Raw genomic sequence first — 13,732 nt, 5'->3', positions numbered from 1 at the left:
ATGCAAGACCTCTCTTGATTCAGCCTGCGAGACGCTGCTGATCCTCCCCTGTATCGTCGTAGGGAACATTGGCGAGGGCATCTGCAATAGTGCGTGAATCGAGCACCTGACGACTGGCATCATATGCGCGCGCGAATTCGCGCCTGATCTCGCAGTTCGCCTCGCTGGCACAGTCCTCACAGCGGCGATAGCTTTGCCGTGAAAGGCAGGGCAATGGCGCAAGTGGACCTTCAAAAATCCTCAGAACTTCGCCAAAAGTAATAGTGTCTGCGGGGCGAAGCATGATGTAACCACCACTCTTCCCCCGGCGGCTTTCGAGGATACCCGCCTTCTTGAGGTCGAGCAGTATCTGTTCGAGAAACTTATGGGGAATTGCATGACGGCGGGCGATTTCGGTGCTGGTCAACGCCTCTCCCTCCGGAGCTGCGGCAACGGTCAGAAGTGCCCGAAAAGCATATTTCGCCTTGTTCGAAATCACAGATCAATTCCCTACTTATAAAGTCGACATTTAGAGCGCAAAAGCATTTATTGCAATCGGTCATCCGGGTAACATGAAAGACAGAACGATGATGGCAACCACCAGGCAAAGGATCGTCAGTGGGAAACCGAAACGGGGAAAGTCAACGAACCGATAGCCCCCCGCACCCATGACGATCGTATTGTTGTGATGGCCGAAGGGGGTCATGAAATCGAGAGAGGCCCCGATCGCCACAGCCATAAGCAACGGTTCGACCGGGGCGCCCATCCGCGATGCCAGACCTGTCGCGATCGGGCTCAGCACGACTGCAGTCGATACGTTGTCGATGAATGGCGTGATGATAACCGCCAGCAGCAGCATGGTAACGGCAACCACCAACGGATGCGTTGCCGGAAGATAGACCGCAATTTCGTTGGCGATGACGCGCGCCGCGCCCGTATCCTCCACGGCCAGCCCCAACGGGATCATGCAAGCGAGCAGGATCACGATACTCCAGTTCACATCCTGTAGCGCGGTGCGCAGATTCAAGCTTCCGGCAAGGGCCAGAGCCAGTACTACCGCCCCGAAGGCGATTTCCGGAGGAACGAGATTGAAGGCGGTCAACAACACGCCTGCGGCAAAGATTGCAACGCTGCGCCCCGCTGGCCCGCTGAGCCGCGCGAACGTGCGCGATGACAGCGGCAGAAGGCCGCATTCAATTTCGACCTGACGCAGACTTTCACGTTCGCCCGCCAGGACGAGCACGTCGCCGATTCCGATCTGCAATTCTTCGAAGCGCCCTTCAATCCTGCCTCGCCTGCTTGTCAGGCCAACCACATCCAGTGAATGCTCCGCAAAGGAATGGACGCTGCCGATACGAGAGCCGAGCAAGAGACTCTCCGGCATGATTATGTATTCCTGCCGTTCCGCCGTTTCTCCGGCGGCATGTACCGCTTCCAGCACCCCTGCCTGCTCAAGATCGTCGAGCAGGGCCAGGTCGGCCTCCAACAGAACCACATCGCCTGCGGCCAGCGCAATATCCGCTCGTCGCGCGAATACGTGGACGTCCTGACGCAAGACCCCATGCACGAACAGGCCGCGTTCTTCCTCCAGCCAGGGAAGTGATTTGCCGATGAGTGACGAGCCAGCAGGAATACGGCGTTCAGCCACGATCTGAGGTGGGGCATAAGCGGCAGATCGCGGGCTGTCGGAGAACCCCGCGAAGGCTCGCGGTGCAGCTGCTATGATCCATATCAGGCCAGCCAGTGTGAGCGGCGCCCCGAGCAGGGCCAGTTCGAAATATCCAAAGGCTCTGCCCGTATCGCCGATCAGCCACTGATTGACTACCAGGTTGGCCGGTGTCCCGGTAAGCGACCACATGCCGCCCAGCAAAGTCGCAAAGCTCAGCGGCATGAGCACGCGCGCGGGGGGCAAATCCAGCCGCTGGCAAATGGACATCGCAACCGGGAACAGCAGCGCGAGCGCGCCGATATTGTTCATGAATATGGAAACGACGGCACCGGACAGGCACAATACCGTCAAGACCGGCCGTTCCCCTTGAACGCGTGAAACAATCCGCCGAGCAAAACCGTCGATCACTCGCGTCCGCGATAATGCCGACACAACCAGCAGAATTTCGATGACGGTTATCACCGCGGAACTCGAAAAACCCGCAAAGACGTTCTGCATCGGAACAACGCCGGTCAAGAAGCCGAGCCCGAGACCGCAGAGGGCAACCAGTTCCACCCGGATCCGCTCCATCGCGTAGGCAATCAGCATGCCGACCAGGATTGCGATGATCGCCACCTGTGCGAATGTCATGATGGGGTCTGTCCGAAATCGGGAATCACGCGTGCCTGCCATCCATCGGGTACTTGTGACCAATAGCTATAAACACACCAAGCGTCTAAAACCTAGTTTCCCTATCGGTTAAGAAGAGTGAGTCCCGGTGGATATCCAGTTGGCCGTCATCTGCAGCCTCACTTTCGCGATTCAGTTGATCGGGGCACTGGCCTATGCCGCCCGCATTGCAGGCATCAGAACCGGACGGATCGCAATGTCGTTTGCGCTGTTTAACGTGCTGGTCCTGCTTTCGCGTCTCTCAAACGGTTTCCTTGGGCCGTTTCTGGCAAGCCGTATCGAAAGCGCGCTGGCTCAGGGGACAGGAGAGCACTTGCTTGGCGATTTCAGACTTGTCCTGCTATCCGCAACGGGCGCAACAATTGCTGGCACTTTGCTGATCCCTACTGCCCAGCGGTGGTTTTGCAGCGCAATCGGACAGTTTCAGGAACATCGTTCAATCTCACGCCTGCTGCTTCACGCATTTGCGCGCGGCGGCGTGAGTTATCTGCGAAAAACGGCAACTGCCCCGCACCTCACCCATATCAAGGATCTGACCAAGCCTCGTGGCGTATCGTGGCAGGTTATCGTGCTCAATGTCCTGGCGCAGGCGTTGCTCACGGTTGGCGTCATCGCTTCACTCTACGCTGGCTATCTCTATCCGGAATACCGGGTCACGGCCTCGCAACTATCTGCAATAGTGAACGGTCTTGCCACCTTGATGCTTTTCATCCTTATCGATCCCCAACTCTCGGTCATGACCGACGATGTGATCGCCGGGAAAGTCAGCGAGCCGATTTTCCGCCGTACTATCGTCTGGCTTTCATTGAGCCGCATTGCCGGCACCGTGATAGCCCAACTCCTGTTTCTGCCAGCCGCATGGCTGGTAGTCATTGCAGCGCAAGGATTCTGATTACCCGAAATCCAATTCACCGAAAAGTGGCGCAAACCATCGGCAGCGACCAGCCAGACTCACGGCCAGTGCCGCCATCCCGATGACTATAGGCTATCGCGCAAGGTAGCCGCCATCCACGGCCAGCATGTGCCCGGTTACGAAGCTCGCCCATTCGGAACAGAGGAAAATGACCGCATCCGCCACTTCATGCGGTTGTCCCAGCCGGTTCATCGGATGCATCGAAGAGATGATGCGGGCAGACTCCGGATCTTTCATGGATTCTGCCAGCAAGGGTGTCTCAATGGCCCCCGGACAAACGGCATTGATGCGAATGCCTGCGGCCGCGTATTGCAATGCCGCCGAACGGGTCAGCCCGACCACGGCATGCTTGCTGGCACAATAGGCAGCGGTCGGCGTTCCCGCGACACCCGCAATCGACGCGGTATTGACGATTGCCCCCTTGCCCGCAGCGGCCATGTGCTTGAGCTCCGCAGTCATGCAATTGAGCACGCCCCGCTGATTGATGGAAACCACCCGGTCATAAATCGCATGATCGCCCCATGGGGTAGTGGTATCTTCCAGAGCAATACCGGCATTATTGAACGCACAATCGATGCCGCCCCATTCGCCGACAACTTGGTCCACGGCCATGTTCACAGCATCGGCATCAGTAACATCCAGCGTGATCGCCATCGCCTTGCCGCCTGCAGATTCCAGTTCGGATGTGACCTGACGGGCCGCTTCGCTGTTGTTGTCCGCTATCGCAACCCACGCCCCCTGTCGCATGAAGGCCAATGCCGCAGCATGCCCGATACCGCTGGCTCCACCTGTCACAAAAGCAATCCGATCCTCGAGTAGTTTCATTATTCCTCTCCCTCCGATTGTGGAAAACAACCGATCGCAATTGCGCAGCGTGATCCGACAGGTTCGTCATGCGACTAAACCGGTGAAGCCACCGTGTGAAGATCGAAGAGAAACACCTGCGGGGGTTTTTGGATCATTCCTGTCCGGGACAACAGAGAATGCGAAACGATGTGTCAAGGCTCTGAAACAGCTCGACCCGCTGCGTCATCTTCCCTTTACCGCATCGTTGTTCAGGTCTGAAATCTGCTTTCAGTGAGCGTTCAAATATCTCAGTTCGTCGAGATTAGGGGGATAAAACTATGAATTCTCACAAATCTCAACACCATCAGCCTTTACAAGTTTCGTTACACATCCGAATAAATTACCCATGGCTTTGATCCTCCTCGCCGACGACGATGATATTCTCGTCGATTTGGTCCGTCACCGCCTCGAAAGTGATGGGCACAGCTTTCTCGTCGCAAACGATGGCGAGACTGCCGTTCGGCTTGCCCAGAGCGAGAAGCCCGATCTCATCATTCTGGACGCCATGATGCCCATCCTAAGCGGCGTCGAAGCGTTGCGCCTCCTGCGGGAGAATGGTGCTACTCAGGATCTGCCGATCATGATGCTGACCTCCCGCAAGGGCGAAAGCGATGTCGTAAATGCCCTGAACCTGGGTGCGAACGAATATATCACCAAGCCTTTCCGCCCGCAGGAATTGGCCGCCCGTGTCGAAGCCTTGCTGCGCCAGTACAGGGCCAGCCGTGCCGCGCGCTAGAACGCTTCTGATAGCGGCGGTTCTCTCCGCGGCGCCCGAAGCTGTTCATGCACAGGATGCCAGCCAGCATGAAACGATCGAGTCACTCGCTGCTCAGGCTGCGAATGACCCGCAGAACACCGACATCATGCGACGGCTGGCGCAGGCCCAAGCGGCTGAGGGCAATCTGAACGGGGCACTGGCAACGATCGATCGGGCCATAGCCCTTGCTCCGCAAGACAACGACCTCCTGCTGGTGCGCGGCTACATACTTCTTTGGATCGGGCGACAGGAGGCCGCCGCAAGACAGGCTTCCACGCTGCAGGCCCGCGCACCGGGTTATCCGGGACTGGCCGAGCTGCAACAAGCACTGGATCGTGCGAAGGCAGGCGACACCGGCGGATGGAAAGGCGGGATGGCCGTCTATGCCGGACTGTCCGGTATCGATTTCACAAACGGCAGATCCGCGACGTGGCGGAGTGCGGGCGCGAGCCTGTATGGCAAACTTAACGACGCAACTACACTGGCGGCCAGCGCCGACTATGAGAAGCGGAGCGTTTCGGACACACGGCTAGGCTTGCGACTGGATCACCGCATCGGCTCGGGCACCGCCTTTGTGGCGGCATCGGTAACGCCAGGCGCGAACTTTCGCGAAAAGTGGAGCCTCGCGGCCGGTGGCGAGCTGCCTTTATCAGAAAAGGTCACAGTGATTGCGGACGCCCGCTACGCTGAATACGCGCAGAACGAGGTCGTCGTCGTGCGCCCGGCCCTGCGCTTCAATGCCACCGACCGGCTCTCTCTCACCGCCCAATGGATCAATCTGTTTCAGAGCGATGGCGGCCACCGCAGCGGCGCATCCGGGCGCGCTGATTATCGGCTGGCTGACGAAGGGAATCTCTTCCTGGGCGCTGCGACCTATCCGGATACGGAAGCAGGCGTGACTCGTCAGGTCCGTTCCATCTTCACCGGAATATCGCTGCCGCTTTCGCAAAAGCTGACACTGCGCGGGGCCCTGGAATATGAGGAACGGGCGCAAACCTACAAACGCAAGGCCGCGACCATCAGTCTTGGCTGGCGATTTGGCGAGTGAGCCGTGGCCTCTTTCATCTTGCAGATCTCCCTTCTGTCGCTGGCGGTCATGGGCTGCCTGCTGGCAGGACTGATCGCGCATCGCTGGTTTGACGAACATCTCCGTGACAAACGGAAAGACCTGAGACGTTCCGCCGTACAAGCCTACCTCACGCGCGTCGAAGGTCAGGAAGAGAGTGTCGCGGCATTGACCGATCATCTCCCCCTTGCCGTGAGGCTGGAGGCCGTCGCCCATCTGATGCGCCTCGTGCGTGGGGAACACCGGGAGAAGCTGCTGGCGCTGGCGGATGAGGAGAGACTGTTTGAAAAGGCCGTGAAGACTGCCAGGAACGGTCGTGCCGCGCAGCGGTCCGAAGCGATCCTGACACTCGAACAGTTCGGCAGCCCTCAGTGCATCAGGGCATTGAACGAACTGTTGGCGAACGAACCGCATATGTCCATTCGCCTGGAGGCGGCAAGCGCGCTGGCCCGTCTGGAAGCCCTGCCCTCCGTCCGCGACATCATTTCCCTGTTGTCGATCAGCAGCGAACGGCCAACACGCCTGCATCTGGCGTTGTTTTCTTCCATTGCAGCATCGCATCCCGAACAGATCCGCCAGCTTCTCGAAGACGAGCCAAGCGGAGCCATGCGGGCGATGTTGATCGAAGCGCTCTCCAACAGTGGCGATTTGCATGACGTCGCAGAACTCGAACGCGCGGCAAACGATCCCGATGCCGAAGTACGTGCGGCGACGATGCGCGCGGCGCGGCATATCGGCGATCCGCGCTGTGAACCCTATGTACTGCGGTTGCTATCGGACCCTGTCGATTTCGTGCGCATGCAGGCGGCACAGACTGTCGCAAAGCTGCGTTTCCAGAATGCCCGTCCAAAGCTTGAAGAGCTGGCGCAGGAAGGCTCGATCTGGGTACAGATCCGCGCCAGAGATGCACTGTCATTGCTCGAAGGACGCAAGGCATGACAGCGGACGAATGGCTCGGCCTGGCCGCCACCGGCATACTTTGGCTCGCCTGGGGATGTTTCCTGATCGTGTTGATCCGCAATCTGGTCAGTGTCATCCAACTGGCCGTTGCCGGTTGGGTGTTCTGGTCACGCCCCCGACCCACTTCAAAACTGATCGACCTCTGGTCGCGCGGTGTGGACCTGGCCCTGCCGATCTCGGTGATCGCGCCAGCCTACAACGAAGAACTGTCGATCACGCAAAGCGTGCGCGCATTGCTGGCGTTGGAGTATCCCGAACATGAAGTAATCGTGGTCAATGACGGGTCGGGCGACCAGACGCTGAAACAGCTGATACAGGACTTCGAACTCATCCCTGTCGATCGGCCACAGATTGCACAGTTACAGAAAACAAAAATTCTGGGCGTTTACCGTTCCCAGACACATCGCAATCTGATTGTCGTCGACAAGGAAAACGGGCGAAAAGCCGACGCCGTGAATGCGGGGATCGGTTTCGCCCAGACACCGCTTGTCTGCGTTATAGACGCAGATTCGATCATCGAGACCGACGGCCTGCTGCGGGCGGCCGAACCCTTCATGATGGATGAAGGGAAACTCATGGCGGTTGGCGGCGCCATTCGTGTGGTCAATGGCTGCGAAGTGCGTGGCGGCTCCTTGCAGCGGATCGGTATTCCGCGTGAGTGGCTCGCGCGTTTCCAGGTGGTGGAATATCTGCGCGCATTTCTCACTGCCCGCGTCGCCAATGCGGAGTTCAATGCGCTGTTGCTGATTTCCGGTGCCTTTGGCCTCTTTCGACGCTCCATACTGGTCGAAATCGGAGGCTACCGGCACGACACGGTGGGCGAGGATCTGGAAGTCGTCCTGCGCATCCATCGGCATTGCCGCGAACGCGGCATTCCCTACCATATCGGCTTCGTGCCCGAAATCGTGTGCTGGACGGAAGCCCCCATCTCGCTCGTCGGCCTTCGGAACCAGCGCGCACGATGGCAACAGGGCGCGCTGGAAACACTGCAGGCCCACAAGCGCATGATTTTCAATCCGCGCTACGGGAAGATCGGCATGCTCATGCTGCCGCAATTGGTGATCGAGGACGTTATCGGACCGCCTGCCGAATTGATCGGCTACCTCGTGATACCGGCGGCATGGGCGCTGGGGATCCTTTCACCAGAGCTTGCGCTTGCTTTCCTGGCGCTGACGTTCGTTTTCGGCACTGCTTTGAGTTTCGGCACACTGGCTTTGGAAGAGGCACAATTGAAACGCACTTCCAGCGCACGCGATCTTTTCAAGATCGCCTTGGCCGCGATCATCGAAAACTTCGGATACCGTCAGGCAAACCTGGTTTTTCGGCTGAGCGGCGTTGCCCGGTTTCTGCGCAAGGAAACGGGCTGGTCGGCCGTCCCACGCATCGGCTTTAACTGACCCGCAGCAATCAAAGGCCCCCTGCCCGCCGATGGGCATCGGTGATGACATCCTCGATCCTGCCTTCGGCCGCCCCCTGTTCCATGGCTTCGATCGCGTCTTCAAGTTCGCGCGCCAGGTCCCCCAGGGCCTCGTCACCGAACATCGCGGCAGATCCGGAAAGCTTGTGCATCAGCCGCTTCAGTTCAGCGAGATCTTCCGTATCGGGCCGAGGCAGCCTCTGGAAACATTTCTCCAGCTGATCCAGCGTTTCCCGCTTGAAGCGTTCATAGCGCGGGCGCAGTGCCACAACGCTGTCGTCAGCACCATCGGGATGGTCGTCGTCCCGGCGTTTCGGCAACCAGGCATCGAATATCCTGCCGAGTTGATCCATCTGGACCGGCTTGGCCAAATGTCCTTGCATGCCGGCTGCCAGACATTGCTCCACGTCCGATTGATATGCATTGGCCGTAATCGCCACGATTGGCAGATCGTCGGCTGAAAAGCCCATCTCGCGGATACGGCGGGTTGCATCGAAGCCGTCGAGATTGGGCATCTGGATATCCATCAAAACCATCGCATAGGGCGTGCCTGCCTTAGCCGCCTCCCTGACTTTACGCACAGCCTCCAGCCCGTCCTCGGCAATCTCGAAGCGATAGCCCGCCTTGTCGATCAGGGCGGTGAGCAAGAGGCGATTGATCTCGTGATCTTCCGCCAGCAGAACGCACCGCTCGTCCACTTCCGCACGAGGCACGCTGCGCCGTTCAGCGTTCCGCTCGTCCCGGCGAGGAACCTTTCTGGAGGTGGGACGATAAGGGATCGTCAGCGTGAACGTCGCACCCTTACCCAAGCTGCTGCGGACAGACAGCGATCCACCCATCAGTTCCGCCAGGCGACGGCTGATGGCCAGGCCCAAACCAGTGCCGCCATATTTGCGAACCGTGGAACCGTCTGCCTGGACAAACTCATCGAATATCGCTTCCTGTCGGCCCTTGGCGATGCCGATTCCGGTATCGGTAACGTCCAGCCGCAATTGCGGAACGTCATCCCCGTCCCGAAGCATGGCGCTGACTTTTACGGAGCCCTCATCCGTGAATTTGATAGCATTCCCGACAAGATTGGAAATGATCTGGCGCAGCCGCAGGCGGTCCCCGATTATAGCCTTGCCGATGGCCGGATCGTAGTCCGCCTCTATCGAAAGCCCTTTTTTTGTCGCAGCGGCACGCATCAGGCGCAAGGTACCCTCGACCGTGTGCCGCAGATCCATCGGATCGGTAGCAATCGTCAGTTGACCGGCATCGATCTTGGAAAGATCGAGAATATCGTTGATCAACGCCACCATGGATTGACCTGACTCCGCAATCAGTTCGGCATATTGGCGCTGAAGCGGGTCCAGATTCGTTTCCAGCAGCAGATCCGCAAATCCGTTCACTCCGTTCATCGGCGTTCGGATTTCGTGGCTCATATTAGCCAGAAAGCTGGATTTGGCCTGAGCGGCCTGTTCCGCGGCGTCACGCGCACGGCGGAGCTGTTCTTCCAGCGCAACACGCTCCGTAATATCACGCACGGAGGCGATGGTTTCCAGTGGCTCCCCCGTTTCGAGATTGCGGATCAGCCGGATATGCGATTCATGCCAACGCCATCCCTTTGTCTTGTGTTCGATGCGGTATGCCAGCTTGGTCCGCTCAAACTCTCCGCCAAAAAGCCCCTCATAAGCCGCCTTGAGCTCTACGGCATCCTCCTCGCCTGGCAGAACGTATACGGGCTTGCCGATGACTTCTTCCGGTGTGTAACCGGTCAGGTCGTAGATTGCCTGAGACACAAATCGACAAATGCCGTCCGGGCCCGCGGAAATAATCGCATCAGTCGCATTTTCGGCCAGATATTTGAACCGGCCGCGTTCCTCCTCCAGTTCGCGGCGAGCTTCCACCACATCGCTGAAATCCAGTACGACGCCGATATGGCCGGTGGTATTGCCATCCTCGTCCACTTCCGCTGCCGCAACAGCCATGACCGGGGTGATATGTCCGTCCGGCCTGCGAAAGCGGAATTCCTCTCTGAACGGAGCCCCGGTCTCCACCGAGACTTGCCAGCGCTGCCCCAGCCGCTCCGCATCGCCCGGATGCAGCCCCTGCACCCATCCATCGCCCATTGCGTCTTCGAACCGCATACCGGCAAAACCCATCCAGGCAGCATTTACGTAAGTGCATTCACCATTGAGAGCGGTCCGGAAAACGCCTGCTGGGGAAAGATTGGCCAACTGCTGGAAGCGCTTTTCACTCTCTCCCAATGCGTGCTGGGCCTCTCGTGCTTCCGTCACGTCCCGGATGTTGCCCGTGCTCCCTACGAACCAGTTATTTTCATCCCGGATCGCGCGGATGTTTACTTCCACATAACGCGTGGCCCCATCCGCACGCCGAAACTTCTGCTGCAGGACGAGATCTTCCACTTCTCCGCGAAACAGGCGCGCATATTGCTCGTGCGCACGTGCCTGCTCTTCCGGCAGCAGTAAAACGGAAACGTGCTGCCCCAGACTTTCGGCAATGGAATAGCCCGTCAGTTTCTCCCACGCAGGGTTCAGGAAAGTCCACCGCCCATCCATATCGGTGCGAAAGATGATTTCCCTCATGTTGTTGAGGATCGACCGGGCATAATCCCGGCTCTTCGTCAGTTCTTTTTCAAATTGATCCCGGCTCGCCAGGACTGCTGCAACGGGGATCGCCCCGGCAAACGTAAACGCAAGGAATATCTGGAGAACGAGAACCCTGGACTTCAGATCGCCGTGAACCAGATGGATCGGGCCCACGTCATTGGCCGTTGCGACCATTGCGAGTATTGCGACAATAGCAGTTGCAGCCGCTGCGCCCGTCATTCCCAAGCGGAAGGCCGCGAACAGAACGAACAGTGACGCCATGAACAGGAACGGATAGCTGGATTGCGCAAATACCAACGCAGTCCCGAATGTCCCGATGCCCATTACGGCAAGCCATTGAACCGCCTCCTTTCGCTGAAACTTCACGGTTCCTTGCAAGGCCCGGAAAAGCACGACGAACAACGGCGTTCCTACAAGCATCCCCAGCCCGTCCGCAGCCAGCCAGGTCATCCACGTATCGAATGTCCTGCCTATGCCCGCCAGGATCAGCGCCATGGTGGCAATACTCGCGGAAACCGTGGGCGCTACCAACCCGCCAATTAACGAGAACCAGGCCAGTGCCTTGATATCCGTCAGTTCGGGCTGCGCCCCCGCGAGCCGGCGAACCGCGAAATAGACGATGGCCACTTCTACCGTGTTGCAGGCCGCAAGAGCGATGGCGATTGTCGGCCCGTCTCCCATTGCAAGGCCAACCGCGACATTCGCAAGGTTGCAGGCCACCATTTTTGGGAAGGCCCGCCGCCAGTCGTCCTGCAGAATTGCCGCCACCAGCATCGCGTTCGGCAACCAGACGGCAGCAATACGGCCAACATCACGGGTAAGCGTAATCCCGAGCCAGGCAAAAAAGGCAAATCCGGCGGCAATCAGCAGAGTGCCGAACACAACCGTCGAGCCACCCGGCGCCCTGTCCCGCTCAAGAACCTTCACTCATCGCACTCCCACTTACGCGGGAGCCAGACTTTCACATGTTCACCTTAGATATGGTTAACGAATTTCTGGATCGGCACGGAACGTAGAAGTTGAATCTGTAGCGATATTTCCGTTTGATGGGCATCGGGATAGGATGTTGCGGCCATAAGCCGGAGATAGAGTGATTGGCCTGCAAGCGCGGTTAGCGGTTGCCCAATCCGATAAGAACTGAGGGGATAAAAGCCATTATGCCAAGCTGGCCAGTTGCCGAAGGGCAGTTCCGCATGGAAACACATTATGGAGACCATGCGGTGCCCTGTCTCCGCCATCGGCCTGCCTCGCTGTACGCGATGCTGGAAAACGCCGTATCGGCCCGTCCTAACAGCGAAGCCCTTGTCTGCGGAGATTTCCGCTGCACCTGGCAGGAACTCCACACCCTTTCACAGGCATTCGCGACAGGCATGGTCGCACGCGGCATAAAGCCGGGTGACAGGGTCGTGCTCTTCCTGGGCAACCGACCGGAATTCGTCATCACACTCTATGCAATCATGCGCATCGGCGCGGTTGCAGTGCCGGTCGGGATACGTGAACAGGCTCCAGGCCTCGCCTATATTGTCGAGCAGTCCGGTGCGAGCTTGATCCTGCACGAAGCTTCGCTCGCACACCTGCTCCCACAGGGAACTGATGCGGTGGCGATCGGCGAAACCGACACTCGCACATTCATCGCATCCTTTGCCGACCCGCAAACTCCAGCTCCGATCCATCCGCCCCAAGATGATGACGCGGCACTGATCATGTACACTTCCGGCACGACAGGGAGACCGAAAGGCGCAATTTCGTCTCACCTGGCCCTGACGCACATGAGCGCAACTTACGCCACCTGCATGAAGCTGAGCGAGCAAGACCGCTCTATCTGCATAGTTCCACTATCTCACATCACCGGTATCACAGCCGAACTGTGCGCGATGGCCTATGCACAAGCCTGCCTGATCATCGTGCCGGAGTTCAAAGCGGATCTTTTCCTCGCCCTCGCCGAACAGGAGGGGATGACTCACACCTTGATGGTGCCAGCGATGTACAACCTGATCCTGGACCGGGTTGATCTGTCGCAGTTCGATCTTTCCGCCTGGCGCATAGGCGCCTTTGGCGGCAGTCCGATGCCGATACCGACCATTCGCCAATTGAAGGGGCAGTTACCCCTGCTGCAACTGATGAATGTCTATGGGGCGACGGAGATCAGCGGCGCAGCCACAATCATGCCCCATGATTACGTGGAAGAGCGTTCTGGTTCTGTCGGGCTGGCGGTGCCGGGAACGACAATCCGTATAGTTGACGACACGGGTAATGACCTTCCTGCGGGCGAAACCGGTGAACTGTGGATCAGTGGCCCCACCATTACTCCCGGCTATTGGCGCAATACGGAAGCGACAGCCATCAATCTGATTGACGGATTCTGGCGTTCAGGCGATCTCGGCTTTCTCGACCAAGACGGATTTGTCCACGTTCTCGACCGACTGAAGGACATGATTAACCGCGGCGGGTACAAAATATTCACCGCCGAGGTCGAAAGTATTCTGATGGAACATCCGGCTGTTCTGGAAGCAGCGGTCATCGCCAAACCCTGCGCCATTCTCGGCGAGCGCGTGCACGCCTTTATCACGCTCTCGGAAGATACCGGCACAGTCAGCCAACACGAACTGACCGAGTATTGTTCAACGAGAATGACCGACTACAAACAGCCCGAAAGCTATACTATCGGCCACGTTCCATTGCCGCGGAACCTGAACGGCAAAGTGGTCAAGACGGAGCTTCGCCAGATGCTCGCCTTGAGGGCCAGCCCGGCAGCCTTTTGAAGTGAGCCGGCTTTTTGGAACAAGCACATTTGGAATCCGTTGATTCCGGATCAAAGTCTGTTTCAACGATCTGGAGAAGAAC

The 13,732-nt window shown here is 58.4% G+C and carries 10 protein-coding genes; 6 read left to right on the top strand and 4 right to left on the bottom strand.

Annotation, left to right across the window (positions count from 1 at the left end; genetic code table 11):
* Nucleotides 1-19: 19 nt before the first annotated feature.
* Nucleotides 20-478: an RrF2 family transcriptional regulator gene (locus tag MB02_RS12040; protein ID WP_067537668.1), complete on the bottom strand. Its 459-nt coding sequence runs from the start codon at nt 476-478 to the stop codon at nt 20-22.
* A 60-nt stretch (nt 479-538) separates the two neighbouring features.
* Entirely contained in the window at nt 539-2,278 is a 1,740-nt protein-coding gene (locus MB02_RS12035) for an SLC13 family permease (protein WP_067537665.1), read from the bottom strand.
* A gap of 127 nt (nt 2,279-2,405) precedes the next feature.
* Between MB02_RS12035 and MB02_RS12030 the strand changes: the two genes are divergently transcribed.
* On the top strand, nt 2,406-3,209 hold the full coding sequence (locus tag MB02_RS12030; RefSeq protein ID WP_067537663.1) for a lipid II flippase Amj family protein: 804 nt from the start codon (nt 2,406-2,408) through the stop codon (nt 3,207-3,209).
* Nucleotides 3,210-3,302: 93 nt separating this feature from the next.
* On the opposite strand, the gene MB02_RS12025 is transcribed toward MB02_RS12030, so the two are convergent.
* Entirely contained in the window at nt 3,303-4,055 is a 753-nt protein-coding gene (locus MB02_RS12025) for an SDR family NAD(P)-dependent oxidoreductase (RefSeq protein WP_235829498.1), read from the bottom strand.
* A gap of 367 nt (nt 4,056-4,422) precedes the next feature.
* On the opposite strand from MB02_RS12025, the gene MB02_RS12020 reads away from it, so the two are divergent.
* From MB02_RS12020 to MB02_RS12005, 4 genes are read left to right on the top strand one after another with little or no spacing between them, the layout of a single operon-like run.
* On the top strand, nt 4,423-4,812 hold the full coding sequence (locus MB02_RS12020) for a response regulator transcription factor (RefSeq protein ID WP_067537660.1): 390 nt from the start codon (nt 4,423-4,425) through the stop codon (nt 4,810-4,812).
* Nucleotides 4,799-5,881, top strand: a complete 1,083-nt coding sequence (locus MB02_RS12015) for a YaiO family outer membrane beta-barrel protein (protein WP_067537658.1) — start codon at nt 4,799-4,801, stop codon at nt 5,879-5,881. The genes MB02_RS12020 and MB02_RS12015 overlap by 14 nt, the downstream gene beginning before the upstream one ends.
* Nucleotides 5,882-5,884: 3 nt before the next feature.
* Nucleotides 5,885-6,838 carry a HEAT repeat domain-containing protein gene (locus MB02_RS12010; protein WP_067537656.1) on the top strand — a complete coding sequence of 318 codons (954 nt, stop codon included), beginning with the start codon at nt 5,885-5,887 and terminating at the stop codon, nt 6,836-6,838.
* Nucleotides 6,835-8,256: a glycosyltransferase family 2 protein gene (locus MB02_RS12005; RefSeq protein ID WP_067537654.1), complete on the top strand. Its 1,422-nt coding sequence runs from the start codon at nt 6,835-6,837 to the stop codon at nt 8,254-8,256. Before MB02_RS12010 ends, MB02_RS12005 begins: the two co-directional genes overlap by 4 nt.
* 10 nt (nt 8,257-8,266) lie before the next feature.
* On the opposite strand, the gene MB02_RS12000 is transcribed toward MB02_RS12005, so the two are convergent.
* Entirely contained in the window at nt 8,267-11,815 is a 3,549-nt protein-coding gene (locus tag MB02_RS12000) for a PAS domain S-box protein (protein WP_067537652.1), read from the bottom strand.
* A gap of 230 nt (nt 11,816-12,045) precedes the next feature.
* Here MB02_RS12000 and MB02_RS11995 point away from each other — a divergent pair, with 230 nt between their 5' ends.
* Nucleotides 12,046-13,650 carry a class I adenylate-forming enzyme family protein gene (locus MB02_RS11995; RefSeq protein WP_067537650.1) on the top strand — a complete coding sequence of 535 codons (1,605 nt, stop codon included), beginning with the start codon at nt 12,046-12,048 and terminating at the stop codon, nt 13,648-13,650.
* Nucleotides 13,651-13,732: the final 82 nt, after the last annotated feature.

Origin of the sequence: Croceicoccus estronivorus (assembly GCF_001625325.1) — a bacterium.
Lineage (GTDB): Bacteria > Pseudomonadota > Alphaproteobacteria > Sphingomonadales > Sphingomonadaceae > Caenibius > Caenibius estronivorus.
The sequence above is the reverse complement of the archived record's forward strand: the minus strand, read 5'-3'. Positions and strand labels throughout refer to the sequence as shown.